A 22,954-nucleotide genomic window follows, 5' to 3' on the forward strand; every position below is an offset into this window, starting at 1 on the left:
ATCTCCCAACGCGGGGCTGGACCCCCGGGGCGGGCCGTACTCGTTCTTCCGGGCCCGGGGCCCGGGCCCGGGCCCGGGCCCGCGACCGCGGCTCAGGCCAGGTCGGCCGTGCGCCCGAGCGCGTCCGGCTGGCTCTCCTCGATCCGCCGCAGCATCCGGGCGAGCAGGCCGGACAGCGCGGTGCGCTCCTCGCCCACGACGTCCTGCAGCAGCTCCTCCTCGAACACCGCCGCCATCCGCATCGACTCCAGCCACTTGTCGCGGCCGTTCTCGGTCAGCTCGATGATCACCCGCACCCGGTTGGACTCGTCCCGCTCCCGGGTGACCAGGTCCTCGGCCACCATCCGGTCGATCCGGTGGGTCATCGCGGCCGGGGTGAGCCCCAGCCGCTTCGCCAGCTCGCCCGGGCCCAGCCGGTAGGGGCTCCCGCTCACCACCAGCGCCTTGAGCACCTCCCACTCGGCGGAGGTGATCCCGAGCACAGTCAGCTGCCGGTCGTACGCGACGCCCATCCGCCGGGAGACCCGGTTGAGGGTCTGCACGATCGTCTCGACCTGGGGGTCGACGGTGGGGAACTCCCGCTGGTAGAGGGCCACTTGCTCGGCGATGCCGAACTCCAGGGGAGTGACCCGCGGGGGCTTGTCGGCAGCCGGCGACGGCTTGTCCGTAGTCATGCGGACCAGTGTCGCACGGGCGTGCACTCCTTAAGCCTTTGACTCCGCAGTCTTCCGGTGCTAAGACTTTATCTCGGCAGAGTTTAGGTCTGAAATCTTCTGGGCTTAAGAGTTCCAGTGGAAACAGGAAGGGATGTGCACGGTGATCGGCACGGTGAAGCAGCAGAGGCAGCAGCGACGTGGGGCGGGCGGCCCGCTGCGCCGCGTCCAGATCGGCAACGCGCTCAGCGCGTTCGGCAGCGGGTTCACGATGCCGTACATGTTCGTGTACGTGGACCAGGTGCGCGGGCTGGGTTCGCTGGCGGCCGGGATGGTGTTCACCGTCTTCGCGCTGGCGGCGCTCGCCGTCCTCCCGTTCACCGGGCGCGGCATCGACCGGTACGGTCCCCGTCCGGTGCTGCTGGCGGGTGCGGCCCTGGCCGCCACCGGCGCGTTCGCCTTCGGCCACGCCACCGGCACGCCGGCCCTGCTGGTCTCCTCGTTCCTGTTCGGCGCGGGTGTCACCACCTGCCAGCCGGCCCTCGCCACGATGATCGTCCGCTGCTCGACGGCCGCGACCCGCTCGCACGCCTTCGCGCTGCAGTTCACCCTGGTCAACCTGGGCATGGGCATCGGCGCGCTGGTCGGCGGGCAGATCGTGAACGTCGCCGACCCGGCCAGCCTCACCCGGCTGTTCACCATCGAGGCGGTCACCTTCCTCGGCCTGGCCCTGGTCACCGGCACCGCCCGGATGCCGAAGGCCCAGCTGAGCGCCGTCCAGGACGGGGCGACGGGCCCGACCGGCCTGCGCGCCCTGCTCGCCGACAAGGCGATGGTGCGGCTCAGCATCCTCGCCGGGCTGATCTTCTTCACCTGCTACGGCCAGTTCGAGTCCGGTGTCGCGGCCTTCGCCACCGACACCGTCGGCACCGCGCCGTCCACCCTGGGCCTCGCGATCGGCGCCAACGCGGTCACCATCGTGGTGCTGCAGATGTTCATGGTGCGGATCACGGCGCGCCGCCGCCGCACCACCGCGATGGCCGCGGCCGGTGTGGTCTGGCTCGGCGCCTGGGGGATGGCCCTGGTCGCCGGCCTGATCCGGACCGAGACCATGGCCGCCACGGTCGCCATCGTCTCGATCTACGCCCTGTTCGGCGTCGGCGAGTCGCTGCTCGCGCCCACCATGGGCCCGATGGTCGCCGACCTCGCTCCGGCCCGGCTGCTCGGCACCTACAACGCCGGGTACGCCCTGGTGAAGCAGATCGCCATCGCGGTCGGCCCGGCCGTCGGCGTGCTGCTGGTCGGCTCCGGCACCTGGCCGCTCTACCTCGCGGCCATGGCGGGCTCGACGCTGCTGATCGTCGTGCTGGCGCTGCGCCTGCGGCCGTACCTCACGGCCGAGCAGGACAACGCGGCCCCGGCCGTGGTCCGCACCCCGGCCCCGGTCCGGGAGCGGGAGCTGCAGACCGCCGCGTGACGGCGGGCGGCCGAGCGAATCGGCCGAGCGAATCGGCCGCGTGCATCGGCCGCGCGCATCGGGCCCGTGCATCGGGCCCGTGAATCGGCCGCTTGTGCGGCCATGTGTACGGCCGCTCGTACGGGCGCCGACCAGGTCACCTGGTCGGCGCCCGTCGCGCTTGGCTTCCCGGGCACCGCCACATAGTGTCAGTGGCTGTTGACCGCCCGGCCCCGGCCGGGGCAGCAGACCCGGGCCCGGTGCAGCAACCCCCAGGGCCCCGCAGACAGGCGAATCGGCGAGGCTATGACGCAAGCGGCGCTCACGCACCCCCCGGCGGTCCAGGCCACCGCCGAACCGGACCCGGCACCGGCCCCGCGCGGCCTGCTGCGCTGGGCGGCCGACCGTTCCGGCTGGCTCGGCCCGATCGGCGTCGCGCTCTTCGCCGGCCTGCTGCGGTTCTGGAACCTCGGCTACCCCAACGCCTTCGTCTTCGACGAGACGTACTACCCCAAGGACGCCTGGTCCCTGCTCCAGCAGGGCTTCGAGGGCACCTGGCCCGACCACGCCAACGCCGACATCCTGGCCGTCCCGCAGTCCGTCCCGCTCAGCTCCGCGCCCGAGTTCATCGCCCACCCGCCGCTCGGCAAGTGGGTGATGGCGGTCGGCGAGCAGCTGTTCGGACTGCACCCCTTCGGCTGGCGGTTCATGACCGCCCTGCTCGGCACCCTCACCGTGCTGATGCTGGCCCGGATCGGCCGCCGGCTCTTCGGCTCCACCCTGGTCGGCTGCACCGCCGCCCTGCTGATGGCCGTCGACGGCCTCCAGCTGGTGATGAGCCGGGTCGGCCTGCTCGACGGCATCCAGATGTTCTTCGTGCTCGCCTCCTTCGGCGCCCTGCTGATCGACCGCGACCACGTCCGCGCCCGGCTCGCCGGGGTCACCGACGGCGACGGGGTGCGGCTCGGGTGGCGCCCCTGGCGGATCGCCGCCGGGGTGCTCATCGGCGCGGCCTGCGCCGTCAAGTGGAACGGCGCCCCGATCCTCGCCGCCTTCGGCGTCCTGACCGTGCTCTGGGACCAGTCCGGCCGCCGCGCCGCCGGCGCCCGCCACCCCTGGCGCTCGATGCTGCGCCGGGACGCCGTACCCGCCCTCCTCGCCATGGTCGGCTCGGCCGTGCTGGTGTACGTCGGCGCCTGGAGCGGCTGGCTGGCCGGCGGTGCGAACGGCGGGGGCGGCTACGACCGGCACTGGGCGGACGGCCGCGCCGGGCTCTCCCCGGACCATGCCTTCGGCATCCCGCTGCCGCAGGTCCCGATGACCTGGGTGCCCGCGCCGCTGCGCAGCCTGTGGCACTACCACTCGCAGATGTACGACTTCAACACCGGCCTGAGCACCCCGCACACCTACCAGTCCAACCCCTTCGCCTGGCTGGTCGACGGCCGCCCGGTCTCGATGTACTGGGAGCAGGTGCCGACCGGGTCGCGCGGCTGCACCGCCCCCGGCGGCTGCGCGGCGCAGATCCTGGGTCTGGGCACCCCGTTCCTGTGGTGGGCGGCCTGCTTCGCGCTGGTCTACCTGCTGTGGCGCTGGTTCTTCCGCCGGGACTGGCGCTCGGGCGCCGTGCTGTGCGCGGTGGCCGGGATCTACCTGCCCTGGTTCCAGTACCAGGAGCGGACGATCTTCTCCTTCTACATGGTCGTGCTGGTGCCGTTCCTGTGCCTGGCCGTCGCCCAGATGCTCGGTGCGATCCTCGGCCCGGTGGGCTGCAGCCCCCAGCGCCGCCGGTACGGGGCGATCGGGGCCGGGCTGATCGTGCTCGCGATCGTCGGCTGCTTCGCCTTCTTCTACCCGCTGTACACGGCGGAGGTGATCCCGATGTCGTCCTGGCAGGACCGGATGTGGTTCACCAGCTGGATCTGATGCCGCTGTCCCCGTCGTTGACGCCGTTGGCCCCCGTACCGCTGGCGGCCCCCGTACCGCTCGCGGCGTCCGGCGCCGGGCAGCTGCTGCCGGTCACCCCGGTGCTCGGGGTGGTCACCGCGGTGCTGCTGCTGGCCGCCGTGGCGGTGGCCGGCCGGGGTCTGCTGGGCCACGGGCGGGCGGTGGCGCGGGCCGGACTGCGGGCGGTCGTCCAGCTGGCCGCCGTCGCCGCGGTGATCAGCTGGGTGGTCGCCTCGCTGTGGTGGTCGGCGCTGTTCGTGCTGCTGATGTTCACGGTCGCGGTGCGCACCGCGGGCCGGCGGATGACCCCGGGCCCCGGCTGGGTCTGGGCGGCGGCCCCGATCGGCGCCGGGGTGCTGCCGGTGCTGGCTCTGCTGCTGGCCGTCGGGCTGCTGCCGCTCAAGGGCCTGTCGGTGATCCCGGTCGCGGGCATCCTGATCGGCGGCGGGCTCACCGCCACCTCGCTCGCCGGCCGGCGCGCCCTGGACGAGCTGCGGCAGCGGCGCGGCGAGGTGGAGGCGGCGCTGGCGCTGGGCTTCGAGGAGCGGGACGCCCGGCTGGAGATCTGCCGTACGGCGGCCGCGACCTCGCTGGTCCCGGCGCTGGACCAGACCCGCACCGTCGGCCTGGTCACCCTGCCCGGCGCCTTCGTCGGGATGCTGCTCGGCGGCGCCTCGCCGGTGCAGGCGGGCGCGGTGCAGTTGTTCGTGCTGATCGGGCTGCTGGCGGTGGAGTCGGTGGCGGTCGTGGTGGTGCTGGAGCTGGTCGGGCGGGGTCTGGTGACGGCCGACGCCGGGCCGGGCGGCCACGGCGTCGGGTAGGCTGGAGCGCGTTGAAGGGGAGTAGCCCTCCACCGGACCGTCGACATACTGGCCCCCAGGGGCCCGGCGCCCGGGGCACCGCTCGATGGGCGGCTGTCGGCGAGACCTTCGGCCGCAGTGCTGTGACCATTTCCAGTGCTGTCGGGCCGAAGCGTCCCCTGACGGACCTGCGGAGGCCGGACAGCCGACCGAGGGGTTCCTCCGATGAGTTTGACCGTTGCCGCGTTGACGTTCGGCATCATCTTCCTGGCCGAGCTGCCGGACAAGACCGCGCTGGCCAGCTTGGTGCTCGGCACCAAGTACCGGGCGAGCTACGTCTTCGCGGGCGTCGCCGCCGCCATGCTGCTCCAGGTGGTGCTGGCGCTGGCCGCCGGGCACCTGCTCTCGCTGCTGCCGCACCGCTGGGTGGAGGGCGTCACCGGAGCGCTGTTCCTGGTCGGCGCGGCGATGCTGCTGTTCCACGGCGGTGAGGACGAGGAGGGGCACGCGGCCAAGGAGCCGTCCTCGAACCGCTTCTGGAAGGTGGCCGGGACCAGCTTCGCGGTCGTCGCGGTCGCCGAGTTCGGCGACCTGACCCAGATCATGACCGCCAACCTGGCCGCCAAGTACGCCGACCCGCTGGCCGTCGGCCTGGGCTCCTGGCTGGCGCTCTGCGCGGTCGGCGGGATCGCCATCGTGGGCGGGCAGAAGCTGCTCAAGTACGTGCCGATGAAGCTGATCGTCCGGGTGGCGGCGGCGATCATGGTGGTGCTGGCCGGGGTCAGCATCTTCGGGGCGATCACCGGCTGACGCCGGTCGGCCGCCGACGGTGGGAGTGGCCGGCGGTGGGACCGGCCGACGGCGCGGCCGCCTCCCGCCCGGCCCCGCTCAGCAGCCGGGGTCGGCGGTGAGGGCAGCCTGGGTCTTGGGGCCGTAGACGCCGCTCTCGCCCTTGATCCGGTTCTGCCGCTGGTAGTCCTGCAGCGTCGTCTGGGTCCACCAGTCGAAGGTGCCGGTGACGAGCGACTTGTCGACGAATCCGCACCCGGCGCCGACGAGCAGTTGCTGCATCGCCTTGACGTCGGGCCCGCTCATTCCCATCTGGAGCAGTCGCGGGGTCTGCGTCGGGGTGGGCGTGGGTGTCGGGGTCGGGGTCGGCGTGGGGGTCGGCGTCGGTGTCGGTGTCGGGGTCGGGGTGGGTGTCGGTGTGGGGGTCCTGGTGGGGCTCGGTCTGGCCGACCGGGTGGCGCTCGGGCTGGGCGCCTCGGGGGTCGGCGTGGGGTCGCTGGGCGCCGGGGCGGCCACGGTCGGCGGCTCCACCGGGGCGGGGGCGAGCGAGGCGGTGGGCGCCGGTTCGGCCCGACGGGTCGGCTCGGAGGAGGGCGTCACGGCGTACGCGAGGCCGACGGTGAGCGCCAGCAGTCCGGCGCCGACGCCCGCGATCAGGCCCTTGCGCCCGGCGAGGGGGCCGCGTTCGGACTGCTCGGCGGCCCGGCGCGCGGCCCGTCCGCCGGTGGGGGCGGAGTCGGGTCCGGGGGCCCCGCTGTCGAACGGGAAGTAGCCGAGCTCGTCCCCGGACGCGCCCGGGCCGGGCCGGCCGGCCGGCGGGACCGCGGGCAGGACGGTGGTGGCGCCGTTGCCGTACGCGTCCGGCGCGGGGCCCGGGACGGGCGGCAGGACGGTCGTCGCGTAGGCGTCCGCGTCCGGCCCGAGCGGGGGCGTGGCCGGCGGCTGCATCTGCTGCGCGTGCTGCGCCTGCTGCACCGGACGCCTCGTCGGCTGCGCCGGTGCGACCGGGGGCAGCACGGTGGTCGCGAACGGGTCGGCCGTCAGCGGCGGCTCGTCGGCGACCTGCTCGGGCGCCTGCGGCACGTACGGGCGGACCAGCGGCGGGCCCTCCAGGTGCGGGAGGACGGTGGTCTCGTCGAGGCTCCGGTCGGGGAGGCAGCTGCACCCGGTGGAGCGTGCGGTGCCGCACGTCGGGCAGTGCTGGTCCGGCATCGGCCGGTCCTCCTCGGTTCTCGGGTCTCGCGATCGGGCCTGATTATGCAGGACGTCCCGGAGGGGGGACAGGGGCGTCCGGCCCCCGGCGGGGGTGTTGTGCCGGTTGGTGGTGGTTGGCCCCGGGGGAAACCGCCGGAACGCCCGCGACGGGTCCGGTGCTTACGTTCGGCTCAACCCGGCGGAGCATAACGGGACATATCTGCCAGCATGGGGAACGGGGAGTGATCATCCACCTGGGCGTCCGGTCGTCCGGCCCCGCGACCCGACGGAGAGGCCATGCCGCCTGTGGAGACGTCATGACGGAGCCGCGCGCCGCGAGCGGGCGGAGCCCGGCGCACCCGCCCGGCCCGCCCGAGGTCACCGCCGCCAACCTCTGGGTGCCGATCGGGGCCCTGCTGCTGGCGATGCTGCTCGCCGCCCTCGACCAGACCATCGTCTCCACCGCGCTGCCCACCATCGTCAGCGACCTCGGGGGCCTGGACCACCTCTCCTGGGTGGTCACCGCCTACCTGCTGGCCTCCACCGCCGCCACCCCGCTCTGGGGCAAGCTCGGCGACATGTACGGCCGGAAGCGGTTCTTCCAGGCCTCCATCGTGATCTTCCTGATCGGCTCGGTGCTCTGCGGAATCGCCCAGAACATGGGCGAGTTGATCGCCTTCCGTGCTCTCCAGGGCCTCGGCGGCGGCGGCCTGATGGTGCTCTCCCAGGCGATCGTCGGCGATCTCGTCGCCCCCCGGGACCGCGGCAGGTACCAGGGCCTCTTCGGCGCCGTCTTCGGTGTCACCAGCGTCCTCGGGCCGCTGCTCGGGGGGCTGTTCGTCGACCACCTCAGCTGGCGCTGGGTGTTCTACGTCAACCTGCCGATCGGCGCGGTCGCCCTGGTGGTGATCGCGGCGGTGCTGCACGGGACGGAGGCCCGGCGCGAGCACCGGATCGACTACCTCGGCACCGCGCTGATCGCCGCCGTCGCCACCTGCCTGGTGCTGATGACCTCGCTCGGCGGCACCACCTGGGCCTGGAGCTCCTGGCAGGTCGTCGGCCTGGGCGTGCTCGGACTGGCGCTGCTGCTGGTCTTCGTCCAGGTGGAGCGCTCGGCCGCCGAACCCGTCCTGCCGCTGCGGCTGTTCCGCTCACGGACGTTCAGCCTGGTCGCGGTGATCTCCTTCGTGGTCGGCTTCGCGATGTTCGGTGCCCTCACCTACCTGCCGACCTTCCTCCAGGTGGTCCAGCAGGTCTCGCCCACCATGTCCGGCATCCACATGCTGCCGATGGTCCTCGGGATGCTGCTCACCTCGATCGGCTCCGGCCAGATCGTCGCCCGCACCGGCCACTACCGGGCCTTCCCGATCGCCGGGACGGCCGTCACCACGGTCGGCCTGCTGCTGCTCTCCCGGCTCGACGAGCACAGCGGCACCGCCGAGATGAGCCTCTACTTCCTGGTCTTCGGCCTCGGGCTGGGCCTGGTGATGCAGGTACTGGTGCTGATCGTGCAGAACTCGGTCGGCTACCAGGACCTCGGGGTGGCCACCGCCGGCGCCACCTTCTTCCGCTCCATCGGCGCCTCCTTCGGCGTCTCCATCTTCGGGACGGTCTTCGCCGGCGGCCTGCGCTCCCGGCTCGCCGACGCCCTGGCCGGGCAGCCGCTGCCGCCGGGCTTCCGGGTGGAGGCGATCACCGCCGACCCGCGCCTGATCACCCGGCTGCCCGCCGCCCTCCAGGCCGGCGTCCACCACGCCTACGCCGAGTCGATCACCCGGGTGTTCCTGTACGCGGTGCCCGTCGCGGCGGTCGCCTTCGTGCTGTCGCTGTTCCTGCGCGAGCAGAAGCTGCGCTCCACGGTGACCGCGCCCGACCTCAGTGAGTCGATCGGGATCAACCCGGTCGAGCGCTCCTCCCTGGACGAGATCGCCCGCGCGCTGTCCGTTCTGGGCACCCGGGAGGCCCGGCGCGACCTCTTCCGGCGGATCACCGCCACCGCCGGGCTCGACCTGCGGCCCGCCTCCAGCTGGCTCCTCCTGCAGATGCACCACCACGGCTCGGTGGAGCCCGCGGAACTGGCCGAGCGGCGGGTCGTCCCGGTCTCGGTCGTCGAGGAGGCCGTTCGGGAGGTGGAGGGCCGCGGCCTCGCCGCCCGCACCGGCGGCCTGCCGCTGCGGCTCACCGAGCCGGGGGAGGAGGCGGCGCTGCGGCTGGTCGCGGCCCGGCGCACCCAGCTCGCGGAACTGCTGGGGGACTGGGACGAGCGGCAGTACGAGGACCTCGCCGCACTCCTCACCCGGCTCAGCTCCACGCTCTGCGCCGACCGGCGGGACCGGCCGGATCCGCCGACCGGGCCGCAGCCGCCGTACCGGGGGGAGGGGCGGTCGTTCTAGCCGTCCCCAGCGCTGGTGCGGCGTTCCTCACGGGCCGCCGAACCAGCGCGGGGTGTCGAGCCGGAACGGGTCCCCGGGGGCGAGCAGCCGCAGACCGTCCTCGATCCGGCGGAGTTCCTCCTCGCCGAGGGCGGCGGACCACTCGGTGCGCAGTTCCTCGAAGATCCGCGCCGAGCGGACCAGGCAGTCCACGCCCCGCTCGGTGAGCCGGACCACCTTGCGGCGGGCGTCGGCCGGGTCGCTGCCGCGCTCGACGTAGCCGAGCTGCTCCAGGGTCTCGACGGTCTTGCCCGCGGCCTGCTTGGAGACGCCGAGCCGGCGGCCGAGTTCGACGGCGGTGGTGCCCCGGGGGCCGATCGCCTGGAAGACGAAGCCGTGCATCGGGCGCAGGTCCGGGTGCCCTTCGCGGGCGATCCGCTCGTGCAGTTCGTCGATGATCGTGCGGAAGGCCAGCAGCAGGCGCAGCGGCAGCTCGAAGCCGGGCGGGGCGGGTTCGCTTGACATGATAGACAACCTCATTGACCATATAGACAACGACATTGTCCATCTTAGGGGGTTCCTTCACCATGCCCGTGATCCGCTCCGCCGACGCCCGTCGCACCGAGACCCCGAACGCCGTCATGACCACCCTCGCCTCGCCCACCCAGGGTGCGACCGCCCTCGCCCAGTGGCGGGTCGAGATGCCCGCCGACCGGCAGGGCCCGCTGCACGCCATGGACACCGAGCAGATCTGGACCCTGCTGGCCGGCTCGGCCGAGGTCGACCTCGCGGGCGAGACCCTGACGGTCGCCGCCGGCGACACCCTCGCCCTCCCCGCCGACGTGCCCCGCCGCATCACCACCGCCGAGGGCTTCACCGCCCTCGTCGCCTCCCCGTCCCCCTCCCACGCCTACAACCCCGACGCCCGCACCCCCGAAGGCGCCTGCGCCCTCTCCCCGCGCGACGCCGACCGCCTCCTCCCGGCCTGGATCGCCTGAGCCTGAGCCCCGCCCCTTGCGGCCCCAGGGCCCGCAGCGCCCCACCGGCGGGGTGTGAGGTGTAGCAGACTGCTCGGGAGCAACCGAGCCGACGGCCGTACGGGCCCCGGCGGATCAGTGAGGAGCGGCATGTCCGTCGTCAAGATCAATGTCCTGACGGTGCCCGCCGAGCAGCGCGAGGTGCTGGAGCAGCGCTTCGCCTCGCGGGCCGGTGCGGTGGAGAACTCCGACGGCTTCGAGTGGTTCGAACTGCTGCGCCCGGTCGAGGGGACCGATCAGTACCTGGTCTACACCCGCTGGCGCAGTGAGGAGGACTTCAAGGCGTGGATGGAGGGCCCGATGCAGGCCGCCCACCGGGGCGGCGGTGAGGGCGGCGAGGCGCCGAAGCGGCCGGCCGCCTCCGGGTCCACGCTGTGGTCCTTCGAGGTCGTGCAGTCGGCGGGCCCGAAGGCCTGACCCGGCGGGTGGGTAGGAGGCGGACGGCGTGCCCCGGGGTTCCGGGGTGCGCCGTTCGGCGTTCAGGGGCGCTGCCCGATTCCGTCCGGGCCGATCGGGTGCGCGGTGAACGGGCTTGTGGTGTGCGGGAGTTCAGGCCGCGGCGGCGTACAGGGCCGCGCGCAGGCCGGGGACGGTCTCGCGGTCGGCGCGCCAGACCAGGCGGAGGTGGAGGGGCGGGGGAGCGAGGGGGAGGCGGACGAGGGTGCCGGAGGCGAGGGGCTCCCGGACGGCGAAGTCGGGGAGCAGGGCGATGCCGAGGCCCTGTTCGGCGCAGGCGCGGGTGACGGCGACGCCGCCGGTGGGGACGCGTTCGACGGCGTGGCCGAGCAGGCGCTCGCCGGCCAGCCGGAAGGAGCAGGCCGGGGTGTTCACCAGCAGGCGTTGGCCGCGCAGGTCCTCGCGGGTGAGGGCGGTGGCGCCGCCGAGCGGGTGGGCGGGGGCGGCGACCAGGGCGAGCGGGACGTCCTGGAGGTCGAGGTGGTCGAGCGGGGCGGGCGGCAGGTAGAAGCCGAGGTCGCCGAGCGGTCCGGCGGTGTCCAGGATGAGGGCGGCCTCCAGTGCTCCGGCCGCGACGCCGCCGAGCAGCGCGTCCCGGGTGGTGTCGGTGTGCAGCGCGACGTCCAGGCCGGGGCGGCGTTCGGCGAGCCGGGCCAGTACGGCCGGGACGTGGGTCGCGGCTATCGTCTCCAGCGCGCCGAGCCGCAGTCGGGCGCGGTCGGCGACCACCTCGCGGCGGGCCTGTTCGGCCTGGTCGAGCAGTGTGCGCGCCCAGGGCAGCAGCCGCTCGCCGGCCGCGGTGAGCCTGGTTCCGCGCGGGGCGTGGTCGAACAGCTCGGTGTCCAGGCTGTGTTCGAGGGTGCGGATCTGCTCGGAGACCGAGGAGGGGGCCAGGTCGAGCGCCACGGCCGCGGCGGTGACGGTGCGGTGGGTGGCCACGGCCTCGAAGACGCGCAACTGACGAAGTTCCACTGGTTTCTCCGGTTCCCCCGAACGCCCGCGTGCGGTCGCGGGCCCGCTCGGCCCGCTCGTGGTTCGTGCTGCGGCTCGTGTTGAGGTGTTCGCGATGATCCTGCCGGTGTTGCGGGACAGCGTACGGCGGCGTTCGGGCATTCCGAACGCCGCGTGCGCAATCACCGGTGGAGCGGGTACCGGTCAGGCGGGCGGTTTCCAGAGCTGGTTGGTGCCACCCGTGCAGTCCCAGAGTTCGAGCCTGGTCCCGTCGGCGCTGCCGCCGCCCCGGGCGTCCAGGCAGCGGCGGGAGCCCGGGTTGAGCAGGGTGCCGTCCGGGCGCGGGTACCAGCTCTGGGCGGCGGTGCCGTTGCAGTCGTAGAGCTGGACGGGGGTGCCGGCGGCGGTGCTGCCGTTGGTGACGTCCAGGCACTTGCCGAGAGCCCGGAGCGAGCCGTCCTGGCGGACGGTCCAGTCCTGGGCGCCGGTGGAGTTGCAGCGGTAGAGCTGGACGGCGGTGCCGTTGACGGTGGACGCCCCGTCGACGTCCGTGCACTGCCCGTCGATGCCGGTCACCGGCCCGCTGGGGCTGGGCGTGGTCCAGCGCTGTTTGGCGGTCGTCCCGCAGGCCTGCAGCAGCAGTCGGCCGTCCGCGCCGCTCAGGCAGCGGCCGGTCGACGGGTTCAGCAGCGAGGAGTCCGGCCCCCTGCGCCATTCCTGGTCGGCGGTCCGGGTGCAGTCCCGCAGGAGCACGGCGGCGCCGTCGGCGGAGCCGGCCGGGGTGAGGCAGCCGTCCAGGACGCCGATGCTGCCGTCCGAGCCGACGGTGGCGTCCTGGGCGGCCACGCCCGAGCAGTCCGTCGCCTCCAGCGGCCGGCCGGCGTCCCCGGCGGCGGCCGAGGCGTCCAGGCAGGCGCCGTCGGAGCCGGTGATCCGCCCGGACCAGGTGGAGACGGCGGGGGACGCGGGGGCGTCGACGCTGCCCCGTAGTCGGGGCGCGCGGGAGGAGGAGCCGACGGTGAGGCCGTACCGACCGCCGGGGACGCCCCAGCCGTGCACGCCCTCGTCCCAGACGGCGAAGGCGGAGCGGTCCAGCGGCAGGTCCACGTGGGTCGAGGCGCCGGGCGCCAGGGTGACCTTGTCGAAGGCCTTGAGCTGCTGCGGGGGTTCGCCGGCCGCGGCCGGGAAGGTCAGGTACAGCTGGGGCACCTCGGTGCCGGTCCGGCGGCCCCGGTTGGCGACGTCGAAGCCGACCCGGACCCGGCCGGCCTGGTCGGGGCCGGTCACGGTGAGGCCGCCGTAGTCGAAGGTGGTGTACGAGAGGCCGTGGCCGAAGGGGAACAGCGGGGCGGTGCCGCTCGCGTCGTACCAGCGGTAGCCGACGCCGAGGCGCTCGGTGTAGTGGTAGGTGCCGTCCGTGCCCGGGTACTGGGCGGCGTCCCGGATCGGGGTGGCGTCGGCGGAGGTCGGAAAGGTGACGGGCAGTCGCCCGGCCGGGTCGACGTCGCCGAACAGCACGTCGGCGAGCGCGGCGCCGCTCTGCTCGCCCGGGTACCAGGCCTCGACCACGGCGGGCACCGCGTCCAGCCACGGCATGGTGACCGGGCCGCCGGTGTTCAGCACCACCACGGTGCGCGGGTTGGCCCGGGCGACGGCCCGGATCAGCGCGTCGTCCGCCGCGGTGAGGTCCAGCGAGCCGCGGTCGGCGCCCTCGGTCTCCTGGTCGCCGACCACCACCACCGCGACGTCCGCCCCGGTGGCCGCCGCGGCCGCCGCGGCCGGGTCGTCGCCGGGGTCGTGGCGCACCTCCGTGTTCGGGCCGACCCGGGCCGCGATGCCCTGGCGGGGCGTCACCGTGTGCTCGGCGTACGGGGTGACGTGCGAGGAGCCGCCGCCACCGGTGTAGGCGCGGTCCGCCCAGGGGCCGATCACGGCGACGGACTTGAGCCGGGCGGCGTCCAGCGGCAGGGCGGCCCCCTCGTTGCGCAGCAGAACCGTTCCGGCAGCGGCGGCGGTCCGGGCGTCGCGCGCTCCGGCGGCCGGGTCGACCGGGGGCGCCTGGACGCCGTCGAGCGCTCCCGTGCGCGCCATCAGCCGCAGCACCCGGCGGACCTGGTCGTCCAGCACGGCCGGGGCGAGCCGGCCGTCCGCCGCGGCGGCGGGCAGGTCGGCGAAGTAGCTCGAACCGCCGAACTCCTGGTCCAGCCCGCCGGCGGCGGCGTTGACGGCGGAGTGGGTGGCCGGGTAGTCGGAGCCGACCACCCCGTCGAAGCCCCAGCGGCCCTTGAGCACGTCGCGCAGCAGCGGGAAGTTCTCGCACGCCCAGACGCCGTTCACCGGGTTGTAGCCGCACATCGCCGACCAGGCCCGGCCCTCCCGCACCGCGGCCCGGAAGGCGGGCAGTTCGATCTCGGCCAGGGTGCGCTCGTCCACGTCCGAGCCGTACGACTGGCGGTTGTCCTCCTGGTTGTTGGCCGCGAAGTGCTTGACCTGCGCGGCGACGCGCTGCGCCTGGATGCCGCGCACCTCGGCGGTGGCGAGCCGCCCGGCGAGGTACGGGTCCTCGCCCAGGGTCTCGAAGTTCCGCCCGCCCTGAGGGGTCCGGACGATGTTCACCATGGGCGCGTACAGCACCTGGTAGCCGCGCGCCCGGGTCTCCCGGCCCAGCACGTCGCCGTACCGGGTGGCCAGCGCCGGGTCGAAGGCGGCGGCCAGCGCGACGGGTGCGGGCAGCGCGGTCGCCGGGCGGCCGTCCCGGACGCCGGCCGGGCCGTCCGTCAGCAGCAGCGGCGGGATGCCGAGCCGGGGCACGCCCGCGACGTAGCCGACGGAGTCCACCCCGGCGGGGGCGTCCCGGCCGCGCAGCAGGGTGACCTTCTCGTCGGTGGTCAGCTGGGCGAGGAGGCTCTCGATCCGCTGCTCCGGCGAACCCGGCCCGTCCTTCGGGCGCTCGCCCGGCGCGGCCGCGGCGCTGCCGGCCGTGGCGGCGGCCAACAGGCAGCCACCGAGGCCGAGCCGGAGGATTCGCATTCGCAGGGAGGGACGTCGCATGGCAACCACCACCGATCGACGGAGTCGTGGACGGCCGGGCGGGCCTAAAAAGTGACGATCCGTCAAATCTACGGTGGTTCGGCCCCGCACGGCAGGTGGCGCGCCGGGGCGTGTCGGGTATGTCCGGTGCGCGCGCCGGGCGGTGCGCGCGCCGCCGTCCGCCCCCCCGGGGGGCGGGAGTCGGTGCCGCGGCGGGGGCTGGGGCGGGGTCAGCCCAGCTCGGCCAGGGCCTGCTGCGCCGCCCGCGTCTTCGGGTGGCCCTCGCCGAAGTGCTCCTGCCAGGCGGCGGCGTTGGCCCGGAGGGCCTCGCGGGCCTCCGGCAGGCGGCCCTGGGCGGCGAGGACCCGGCCCCGGAGCGTGCCGACCTCCAGGGCGCGGTGGTGGTTCGGCCCGAGCGTGCGGCGGCAGAGCTCCGAGGACTTCTCCAGGGACGGCGCCGCGTCCTTCCCCAGCCCGAGCAGCGTGACCGCCGCGACGAGGTGGAGCGCGGCCTCCAGTTCCTCCTCGCCGACGGGGTCCGGCGTGGGGCGTTCGAGGGCGGGGCGGAGCGCCGACAGCGCTTCGTCGTGGCGGCCCTGCGCGTTCAGGGCGCGGGCCAGGCCGAGCCGGGCGGTGAGGAGGAAGCGGGCGTCCAGGCCCGCGATGCCCGCCGCCTGTTCGACGGCGGTGCGGGTCTCGGCCTCCGCCTCGACCGCCCGGCCTCGGCCCGCCAGCGAGAGCACCAGGGCGTTCCGCGCGGCCATCCCGAGCAGCACGCCACCGGGACCGCCCGAGGCCGCGACGTCCATCAGCGCCCGGGCCTGCGCCTCGGCCTCCTGGAAGCGGCCCAGGTAGACGAGTGCCTGCGTCCGGTCGGACTGGGCCTTGAGCACCCGGACACCGACGCCGCCCGCGGCGGCGGCCGCCTCCAGCTCCGTCCAGCGGGCGACCGCCTCGGCGTGGCGGCCGAGCGTGCCGAGTGCCGCGGCCTCGACCTCCATCGCGGCGTGGGTGTACTCGACGTCGACCTGACCGGCGAGTTCCAGGAGGAGGACTGCCTCGGCCCGCGCCTCCTCGGCCCGCCCCGTCCGCACCTGGACCTGGGCGAGCCCCAGCCGGGCCCGGCGGACGAGCTCACCCCGGCCGGTCGGGTCGGGCGCCAGCCGCAGCACCTCGCGCAGCTCGGCCTCCGCCTCGGCGCGGCGCTGGAGGCGTTCGAGCGCGCGCGCCCACACCACCCGGCTCGCCAGGGTGGTGGCATCGTCCGGGCCGAAGACCTTCGAACGGATGCGGACCGCCTCGCGCGCCACGGGCTCCGCGTCCTGTGCGCGCCCCCGGTTGAGCAGGCGGATGCCCTCCCGGTGCAGCTCCTGCGCCTTGGAGTCCCGCCACTGCTGGATCAGTCCCACGTCGTACCCCCTCCGTCGATCACGACCGGGCGATGGTAGCGGGGCACCGGGGCGTCGCCCCCGGGCGGTGCGGTCCCGGCCTCCGGGCACCGCCTGCCGGGTCCCGCGAGGGGGTGGGTAGATTCTCGATCATGAGAACGACAACGGGGGACGGTCGGTCGGTGCGGGCGGCGCTCGACCGCCTGGGATCGGCACACCCGACGGCGGAGCGCTCCCGCACACTCCTGGGCGGGGCGCTGATCGCCGTCTCGGTCCTGCTCTTCGCCTGGATCCTCGTCCTCGGGTCGGCCACCCGAGGGCAGGCCGAGGTCAGGAACTGGTCCACGGTGTGGATCGGCATGGACGTCCTCCAGGTCGTCGGCCTGATCGCCACCGCCAGGCTGCTCGTCCGGCGCTCACGCCTGACCGCCCTGGCCGCCGCTGCGGCCGCCACCCTGCTCCTCCTCGACGCCTGGTTCGACGTGATGACCGCCGAGGGCGGCGGCGCCTGGTACACCGCCCTCGCGATGGCGTTCCTCGTCGAACTCCCGGCCGCGCTCGGGCTCGCCGCCCTGGCCCGGTCCGCGCTGGACTGGGGAGCCCCGGACCGCTGAGTCCTGGGCCGCCGGGTCCTACCGGCGCCGGCCGGGAGGACTACCAGGTGAAGAAGTCGACCAGTTCCGCCGGGGCCGGCAGCGGTGCGTCCGCCGGGAGGGGGCGGATCTGGACGAAGGCGTGCTCGAACTGGGAGTACGAGAACGGGTCCAGGCCCGGGGCCACCACCAGGGCGTTGTCGCCGCGGCGCCAGACGCGGTAGCGCCAGACACTGCCGGAGTGCGGTCGCCGTTCGTGGCTGACGTCGTGGTCGGGCGGGCCGAGCAGGGTGGTGAACCGGGCGGCGACGGCGTCCAGTTGCTCGGTGAAGGTGTCGGTCTCCTGGTCGGTGCTGCTCTGCCAGCCGGGGAGGGTGCCCCAGAAGTCCTCGGCCATCCCGCCGTCGGGGTGCACGTAGTACTCGTAGGCGAAGGGCAGGAAGAGGCAGTCGTCGCCGTAGACGAGGTGGCCCGCCGGTGTGCAGGCCTTCTCGTTCAGCTCGCCGAGGTGGTCGCCGGTGGAGTGCCAGCCGGCGTCGGTCATCGCGCGTTCGCCGACATCGCCGTCCGTCCAGTCGAGGTCCGCCATCGCCACCAGCCGGGCCGCCAGTTCGGGGTCGACGGGGCAGTACGCGGTGATCCAGGGATCGTCGTCCTGGTCGGCCTCGTAGCCGGGGGATTCTGCGGACACTGGGGTGGACTCCCGTTCTGGCGGACGTTTCGAACGGTCACCCTAGCGGCGGCCGGAAGTCGACGGGGGCGTCGAAGGCCGCGCGGCGGGTGGTGCGGCGCAGGGCGCGCAGGACGGGGGTGCCGAGGGTGAGGCAGAGCACGACGGTGAGGGCGGCGCGCGGGAGGTCCCAGCCCAGGGAGGTGGTGAGGCAGTAGGCGGCGAAGCGGACCAGGTTGGCGGACAGCGGGTCGCCGGGGTGGAAGGAGATGGAGCTGGCCAGGCCGCCGATGTACGGCCAGCCCTGGAGGTTCATGATCGTGCCGTACAGGACGGCGGAGACGGCGCCGTACCCCGCCAGCAGCAGCAGTTCGCGGCGGCCGCGCAGCGCGGCCGGGCCGGGCAGCAGGCCCGCGCCGAGGCAGACCCAGCCCATGGCGAGCATCTGGAACGGCAGCCACGGTCCGACCCCACCGGTGAGCAGTGCGGAGGTGAACATCGACAGCGAGCCGAGGACGAAGCCGAAGCCGGGGCCGAGGACCCGCCCCGACAGCACCATCAGGAAGAACATCGGTTCCAGGCCCGCCGTCCCCGCCCCCAGCGGCCGCAGCGCGGCGCCGGCCGCCGCCAGCACCCCCAGCAGGGCGACGGACTTGGCGTCCAGGCCCGGCGCCCCGCCGCCCGCCGTACGGCCTTCGGAGATCTGCGCGATGACGACGGCCAGCAGCAGTGGCAGCAGCAGGGCGAACAGCCACGGCGCGTCGGCGGAGTGGCCGACCAGGGCCGATCCGGTGGAGGCGAGCAGCGGCCAGCCGAAGGCCGTCACGCCGACCAGGGAGACCAGGGACAGTGCCGCGACGGAGCGGCGGCCGAGCGGTACGGGTCGGCTGCTCATGCGTTCAGTGCCTCCGCGACCTGCCGGACGGTGAGCCACGGTCCGGGCGCCAGCACCTTGGCGACCTGCGGCGCGAAGGCGGGGGAGGAGACCACCACCTCCGCGGTCGGGCCGTCGGCGACGATCTCGCCCTCGGCCAGGATCAGGGTGCGGTGGGCGAGTTCGGCGGCGAGCTCGACGTCGTGGGTGGCCAGCAGGACGGCGTGCCCCTCGGCCGCGAGCCCGCGCAGGATCTCGACCAGCCGGGCCTTGGCGGCGTAGTCCAGGCCGCGGGTCGGCTCGTCCAGGAGCAGTAGCGGGGGCCTGGCGGTGAGGACGACGGCGAGGGCGAGGGTGAGCCGCTGGCCCTCGGAGAGGTCCCGGGGGTGGGCGGTGCCGTCGATGCCGGGCAGCAGGCGTTCGACCAGGGCGCGGCAGGTGCCCGCGGCGGCCCCGGCGTCCGCGTCCGCGGCGGCGCACTCGGCGGCGACGCTCTCCCCGTAGAGCAGGTCGCGCGGGTCCTGGGGGACGAGGCCGACGTGCCGGATCAGTTCGGCGGGGCGGGTGCGGTGCGGGGTGCGGCCGCCGACGGTGACGCGGCCGGAGTCGGGGGCGTGCAGGCCGACCAGGCTGCCGAGCAGGGTGGACTTGCCGGCGCCGTTGCGGCCCATCAGGGCGGCGATCTCGCCGGGGCGCAGCGTCAGGTCGACCCCGCGCAGGGCCTGGACCGGGCCGCGCCGTACGGCCAGGCGGGCGCAGTCGGCGATCGGAGCGCCGTCGGGAACGGCGACGGCGCCGGGCGCGTGCCCGTCCAGGTCGGCGCGCAGCGCGGCGGCCTTGCGCCGGGCGTCCCGGACGGACAGCGGCAGCGGCCGCCAGCCGGCGAGCCGGCCGAGGCCGACCACCGGCGGGTGCACGGGGGAGTGCGCCATCACCTCGGCGGGTTCGCCCAGGACGGGCGGTTCGCCCGGGGTCAGCAGCAGCACCTGGTCGGCGTACTGGACGACCCGCTCCAGCCGGTGCTCGGCCATCAGTACGGTGGTGCCCAGGTCGTGCACCAGTCGTTGCAGCACGGCCAGCACCTCCTCGGCGGCGCCCGGGTCGAGCGCCGAGGTGGGCTCGTCCAGGACCAGGACGCGCGGGTGCACGGTGAGCACCGAGCCGATCGCGACGCGCTGCTGCTGGCCGCCGGAGAGCGAGCCCAGGGCGCGGTCGCGCAGGTCGGCGAGGCCGAGCAGGTCGAGGGTCTCCTCGACCCGGCGCCGCATCACGTCGCCGGGCAGGCCCAGCGACTCCATGCCGTAGGCGAGTTCGTCCTCGACGGTGTCGGTGACGAAGTGCGCCGCCGGGTCCTGGCCCACGGTGCCGACCAGGTCGGCGAGTTCGCGCGGCCGGTGTTCGCGGGTGTCCCGGCCGCCGACGGTGACCCGGCCGTGCAGCACCCCGCCGGTGAAGTGCGGCACCAGGCCGCTGACGGTGCCCAGCAGGGTGGACTTGCCGGAGCCCGAGGGGCCCACCAGCAGGCAGAGTTCGCCCTCGGGCACGGTGAGGTCGACCCCCGCCAGCGCCGGGGCGGCGGAGTCCGCGTACCGGACGGAGACCTGCTCGAAGGTGATCACGATGCCCTCCGGGGCGGGGTCGGGGCGGCGAAGGCCGGTACCAGGCCGAGGAGTACGGCCAGGACGGCGGCCAGCGGCAGCTCGGGGACGGTCGGCGGGACGACGGTGGGGGCGAAGGCGGCCGGATCCCGTGTCGCGAGGTAGCTGAACAGGGCGGCGGCGGCGACCCCGGACCCGGCGGTCAGCCACTCCGGCAGCGCCCACGGGTCGGGCCGGTAGCGGGATCTGACGGACCGTCGGTTACCGAGCAGCAGTCCGGTGAAGGCGGCGGCCAGGCCCAGCAGCAGCACCGGCGGCGCCCAGCCGGCGCCCCCGGCGGTCAGCAGCCCGTACGCGGCCAGGCAGACCCCGAGCAGCCCGGCCAGGGTGAGCGCGGCCGTCACCCGGGCCAGTCGGCGCGGTACGTCGGCGGTGCGGCCGAAGCCGCGGGTGTCCATCGCCGCCGCCAGGGCGATCGAGCGTTCCAACGCGCCCTCCAGGACGGGGAGTCCGACGCTCAGCACGGCCGCGACGCCCTTGTCGCTGCGGCCGCGCAGGCGGCGGGCGGCGCGCAGCCGGCGTACGTCGGCGACCAGGTTCGGCGCGAAGGTCATCGCCACCACCACGGCCACGCCCGCCTCGTAGAGCGCGCCGGGCAGGGCGCGCAGCAGCCGGGCGGGGCTGGCCAGCGAGTTGGCGGCGCCGACGCAGACCAGCAGGGTGGCCAGCCGCAGCCCGTCGTACAGCGCCGCGAGCACGCCTTCGAGGGTGACCCGCCCGCCGATCCGCACCCCCTGCGCCCAGGCGGGGAGCGGGACTTCGGGCAGGCCGAACAGTGTGTGGGTGCCGGGGACGGGCGAGCCGAGCAGTACCGCGAAGACCAGCCGGATGCCGAGCACCAGCAGTCCGAGGCGCAGGAACGCCCCGTACGAACGCGACCAGGGCGCGTCGCCGCGGCGCGCCGCGACCACGTACCCGGCGGTCGCGGCGAGCAGCAGCAGGAGCACCGGGTTGGTGGTGCGGGTCGCCGTCGCGCCGAGCCCGAGTGCCCACAACCACCAGGCCCCGGGGTGCAGTTGGCGCGGTCCGACGGGCGGGCGGGTGCTGCGGGTGCTGCGGGTGGTGCTGCTCACGGATCTGTCCTGGGAACGGGGTCGGGGCGTGTCACGGCACGCCTCAGGGGTGACGGCGGCGGCGCGCCTGCCAGACGGCGCCACCGGCGAGGACGGCGACCAGCGCGCCGCCGGCGGCCAGCCCGAGGTCCGGGCCGCTGCCGCTGCCGCTGTTGCCACTGCCGCTGCCGCCGTCGGCGCCGGCCTTGGGCCGGGCGGCGGCGCCCGCGTCCACCTGGTCGCCGCAACCGGCCCCCGGGTAGCCGGCGATGGCGCACAGCATCCCGTTGGACTCGTAGCGCAGCGGCGGGGCGACGGCGGCCAGCACCTCGGCCGAGGTGGCGCGCGGTGCGACGCTCGCGCAGGCGGTCCGCGACTCGGGCGGCGCGGCGGCGGACGCTCCGGCGTCCTGGGCCGTGCCGAAGTCCAGCACCACGGCGACCCGCTTGCGGCCGTCCTGGGCGGGGGTGGCGGCGCAGATCCCGTCGAACCCGGACGCCGTGCGCGGCCGGGCGGCGTCCTGTCCGCCGTCCGGGCTGAGGGCGAACCGCCAGCCGTCCACCGAGCCGTCCGGCGGCACGGAGATCGCGGGCCCCTGCTGCTGGTACGTCCAGGCCCCGCCGTCGGCCCCGCGCCAGAACGACCAGTACCGGTACCCGGCGGCCTGCGCCGGGGTGGCGCAGGCCGGCAGCACCAGGGTGCCGAGCAGGGCGAGCAGCAGGGCGGCCGGTGCCCGCCGGGGGCCGCGGCCCCCGGCGACGTCACGCAGGGCCCGCATCAGAGCTTCGGGTTGCGCTTGCGCTGGAGGCTGAGCAGCAGCCCGCCGCCGACGCCGATCAGGAGGCCGACGATGATCAGCCAGAACTGCCCGATGCCGTCGCTCTTCTTCTTCGCCGGGGTGGCGGTGGTCGAGGCGGCCTCGGCCTTGGGCGCCGGGCCGAGGGCGGTGAGCTGGCCGGTGAGGGCGGCGTCGCCGCGGTGGGTGGCCTGGCCGACCAGCAGGAGGGTGGCGGTGGCGGCGGCGTCGGTGCCGTTCTTGGTCCAGGTGGCGCCCTGCCCCTCCAGCCAGTCGACGGCGTCGGTGGCCTCGTCGGGGTGGCCGCTCTGGACGAGGGCGAGGGCCGCCCAGGCGGTGGCGGTGTAGTCGGGCTTGGGCTCGGCGCCGGGGGTGGTGAGGGTGAGGTGTCCGTCGCCGGAGCCGAGCTGGGCGGCGAGGTAGGCGCTGACGGCCTCGCCGGCTTCGGCGTGCGGCACGGTGGCGGGCGCGGAGCCGTCGGCGCAGGCGAGGGGCTTGGCGCTGGCGTCGGCGTGCACCGAGGAGGCGACCGGCAGGTGCCCGCCGGCGGCGGCGAGGGCGGCCTGGGCGGTGGCGAGGGTGTTGGGGGCGAGGGTGCCGGCGGCCGGGTCGGGCTGGAAGGCGAAGGCGCCGCGCTGGTCGGCGGGGGCGGCGCAGCCGAGCTGGAAGCGGGCGAGGCCGTCGAAGGCGTTCTTCCCGGCGGCGCCGCCGGTGCCGGGCTTGGCGATGCTCGCCGGGTCGGTCCGGGTGGCGAACAGCGCGTTGACGACCAGGCCGGTGGAGTTGGCGTCGCCGGGGTTGCCGGGGTTGTAGGCCCAGCTGCCGTCGGCGTTCTGGGTGGCCTTGAGCCACTGGAGGCCCTTGTCGACGGCGGGCTGGTGCCCGCCGACGGCGACCAGGGCCTGGAGGGCGACGGCGGTGGCGTTGCTGTCCTCGGTCTTGGGGTCGCAGGCCGCGCCGGGGGCCCGGTAGGAGGGCCAGCCGCCGTCCTCGCACTGCTGTCCGGTGAGCCAGTCGACGGCGGAGTCGGCGGGGGTGACCTTGGCCGCCGTCAGCGCGGTGAGCGCGAGGGACTGCCGCCAGACGCCGTCGTACGTCGGGTCGCTCCTGCCGTACAGGCCGTCCGGGGTGGCGGCGGCCGTGGGCGACGGGCTGTCGGCGAGGGCCGGTCCGGCGGCGAGGCCGGCGAGCAGCGCGGCGGACAGGGCGGCGGCGCCCAGGCGGGCGGCGGTCAGCATGGT

The 22,954-nt window shown here is 75.1% G+C and carries 20 protein-coding genes; 8 read left to right on the top strand and 12 right to left on the bottom strand.

The annotated features are described in order from the left end of the window. Positions 1 to 92: 92 nt before the first annotated feature. Positions 93 to 674, bottom strand: coding sequence for a MarR family winged helix-turn-helix transcriptional regulator (locus ACFV8H_RS34250; RefSeq protein WP_380407702.1), 582 nt, complete (start codon positions 672 to 674; stop codon positions 93 to 95). A 154-nt stretch (positions 675 to 828) separates the two neighbouring features. On the opposite strand from ACFV8H_RS34250, the gene ACFV8H_RS34255 reads away from it, so the two are divergent. The 4 genes from ACFV8H_RS34255 to ACFV8H_RS34270 all read left to right on the top strand — a co-directional run bounded on the left by ACFV8H_RS34255 (position 829) and on the right by ACFV8H_RS34270 (position 5,663). Next, positions 829 to 2,130, top strand: a complete 1,302-nt coding sequence (locus ACFV8H_RS34255; RefSeq protein ID WP_380407703.1) for an MFS transporter — start codon at positions 829 to 831, stop codon at positions 2,128 to 2,130. Between the two features lie 285 nt (positions 2,131 to 2,415). Then, positions 2,416 to 4,032 carry a dolichyl-phosphate-mannose--protein mannosyltransferase gene (locus ACFV8H_RS34260; RefSeq protein WP_380407705.1) on the top strand — a complete coding sequence of 539 codons (1,617 nt, stop codon included), beginning with the start codon at positions 2,416 to 2,418 and terminating at the stop codon, positions 4,030 to 4,032. Then, a complete protein-coding gene (locus ACFV8H_RS34265) occupies positions 4,011 to 4,874 on the top strand; it encodes an ABC transporter permease (protein ID WP_380407707.1) in 864 nt (287 codons plus the stop codon). The genes ACFV8H_RS34260 and ACFV8H_RS34265 overlap by 22 nt, the downstream gene beginning before the upstream one ends. A 204-nt stretch (positions 4,875 to 5,078) precedes the next feature. Continuing rightward, positions 5,079 to 5,663 (top strand): TMEM165/GDT1 family protein, encoded by a 585-nt coding sequence (locus ACFV8H_RS34270; RefSeq protein WP_380407709.1) that lies wholly within the window; start codon positions 5,079 to 5,081, stop codon positions 5,661 to 5,663. Between the two features lie 78 nt (positions 5,664 to 5,741). Here the strand turns inward: ACFV8H_RS34270 and ACFV8H_RS34275 are convergent, their stop codons facing one another. Beyond that, the gene (locus ACFV8H_RS34275; RefSeq protein ID WP_380407711.1) at positions 5,742 to 6,854 is read right to left on the bottom strand and encodes a peptidoglycan-binding protein; all 1,113 of its coding nucleotides are present in this window, start codon (positions 6,852 to 6,854) and stop codon (positions 5,742 to 5,744) included. A 299-nt stretch (positions 6,855 to 7,153) separates the two neighbouring features. Here ACFV8H_RS34275 and ACFV8H_RS34280 point away from each other — a divergent pair, with 299 nt between their 5' ends. After that, on the top strand, positions 7,154 to 9,229 hold the full coding sequence (locus ACFV8H_RS34280) for a DHA2 family efflux MFS transporter permease subunit (RefSeq protein WP_380407713.1): 2,076 nt from the start codon (positions 7,154 to 7,156) through the stop codon (positions 9,227 to 9,229). 27 nt (positions 9,230 to 9,256) lie between these two features. Here ACFV8H_RS34280 and ACFV8H_RS34285 read toward each other — a convergent pair whose 3' ends face one another. Then, positions 9,257 to 9,733 carry a MarR family winged helix-turn-helix transcriptional regulator gene (locus ACFV8H_RS34285; protein WP_380407715.1) on the bottom strand — a complete coding sequence of 159 codons (477 nt, stop codon included), beginning with the start codon at positions 9,731 to 9,733 and terminating at the stop codon, positions 9,257 to 9,259. Between the two features lie 62 nt (positions 9,734 to 9,795). Here ACFV8H_RS34285 and ACFV8H_RS34290 point away from each other — a divergent pair, with 62 nt between their 5' ends. Both ACFV8H_RS34290 and ACFV8H_RS34295 read left to right on the top strand, forming a co-directional pair. After that, a complete protein-coding gene (locus ACFV8H_RS34290) occupies positions 9,796 to 10,206 on the top strand; it encodes a cupin domain-containing protein (protein ID WP_380407717.1) in 411 nt (136 codons plus the stop codon). A gap of 129 nt (positions 10,207 to 10,335) precedes the next feature. Beyond that, positions 10,336 to 10,662, top strand: coding sequence for an antibiotic biosynthesis monooxygenase (locus ACFV8H_RS34295; RefSeq protein WP_188303748.1), 327 nt, complete (start codon positions 10,336 to 10,338; stop codon positions 10,660 to 10,662). 132 nt (positions 10,663 to 10,794) lie between these two features. On the opposite strand, the gene ACFV8H_RS34300 is transcribed toward ACFV8H_RS34295, so the two are convergent. The 3 genes from ACFV8H_RS34300 to ACFV8H_RS34310 form a co-directional block, all read right to left on the bottom strand. After that, positions 10,795 to 11,673: a LysR family transcriptional regulator gene (locus ACFV8H_RS34300; RefSeq protein ID WP_380407719.1), complete on the bottom strand. Its 879-nt coding sequence runs from the start codon at positions 11,671 to 11,673 to the stop codon at positions 10,795 to 10,797. Between the two features lie 183 nt (positions 11,674 to 11,856). Then, the gene (locus ACFV8H_RS34305) at positions 11,857 to 14,682 is read right to left on the bottom strand and encodes a glycoside hydrolase family 3 C-terminal domain-containing protein (RefSeq protein ID WP_380407721.1); all 2,826 of its coding nucleotides are present in this window, start codon (positions 14,680 to 14,682) and stop codon (positions 11,857 to 11,859) included. A 230-nt stretch (positions 14,683 to 14,912) separates the two neighbouring features. Then, positions 14,913 to 16,091 carry a tetratricopeptide repeat protein gene (locus tag ACFV8H_RS34310; protein ID WP_380407723.1) on the bottom strand — a complete coding sequence of 393 codons (1,179 nt, stop codon included), beginning with the start codon at positions 16,089 to 16,091 and terminating at the stop codon, positions 14,913 to 14,915. A 131-nt stretch (positions 16,092 to 16,222) separates the two neighbouring features. Here ACFV8H_RS34310 and ACFV8H_RS34315 point away from each other — a divergent pair, with 131 nt between their 5' ends. Beyond that, positions 16,223 to 16,684 carry a hypothetical protein gene (locus ACFV8H_RS34315; protein ID WP_380407725.1) on the top strand — a complete coding sequence of 154 codons (462 nt, stop codon included), beginning with the start codon at positions 16,223 to 16,225 and terminating at the stop codon, positions 16,682 to 16,684. 40 nt (positions 16,685 to 16,724) lie between these two features. On the opposite strand, the gene ACFV8H_RS34320 is transcribed toward ACFV8H_RS34315, so the two are convergent. From ACFV8H_RS34320 to ACFV8H_RS34345, 6 genes are read right to left on the bottom strand one after another with little or no spacing between them, the layout of a single operon-like run. Beyond that, positions 16,725 to 17,354: a hypothetical protein gene (locus ACFV8H_RS34320; protein WP_380407727.1), complete on the bottom strand. Its 630-nt coding sequence runs from the start codon at positions 17,352 to 17,354 to the stop codon at positions 16,725 to 16,727. A gap of 37 nt (positions 17,355 to 17,391) precedes the next feature. Continuing rightward, on the bottom strand, positions 17,392 to 18,228 hold the full coding sequence (locus tag ACFV8H_RS34325; protein ID WP_380407729.1) for an ECF transporter S component: 837 nt from the start codon (positions 18,226 to 18,228) through the stop codon (positions 17,392 to 17,394). Then, positions 18,225 to 19,826: an ABC transporter ATP-binding protein gene (locus tag ACFV8H_RS34330; RefSeq protein ID WP_380407730.1), complete on the bottom strand. Its 1,602-nt coding sequence runs from the start codon at positions 19,824 to 19,826 to the stop codon at positions 18,225 to 18,227. Before ACFV8H_RS34330 ends, ACFV8H_RS34325 begins: the two co-directional genes overlap by 4 nt. After that, positions 19,823 to 20,938, bottom strand: coding sequence for an energy-coupling factor transporter transmembrane protein EcfT (locus ACFV8H_RS34335; protein WP_380407732.1), 1,116 nt, complete (start codon positions 20,936 to 20,938; stop codon positions 19,823 to 19,825). Before ACFV8H_RS34335 ends, ACFV8H_RS34330 begins: the two co-directional genes overlap by 4 nt. A gap of 43 nt (positions 20,939 to 20,981) precedes the next feature. Continuing rightward, a complete protein-coding gene (locus ACFV8H_RS34340; RefSeq protein WP_380407734.1) occupies positions 20,982 to 21,695 on the bottom strand; it encodes an SCO2322 family protein in 714 nt (237 codons plus the stop codon). Further along, a complete protein-coding gene (locus ACFV8H_RS34345; protein WP_380407736.1) occupies positions 21,695 to 22,951 on the bottom strand; it encodes a prenyltransferase/squalene oxidase repeat-containing protein in 1,257 nt (418 codons plus the stop codon). Before ACFV8H_RS34345 ends, ACFV8H_RS34340 begins: the two co-directional genes overlap by 1 nt. Positions 22,952 to 22,954 lie beyond the last annotated feature (3 nt).

Origin of the sequence: Kitasatospora sp. NPDC059827 (assembly GCF_042731675.1) — a bacterium.
Classification (GTDB): domain Bacteria; phylum Actinomycetota; class Actinomycetes; order Streptomycetales; family Streptomycetaceae; genus Kitasatospora.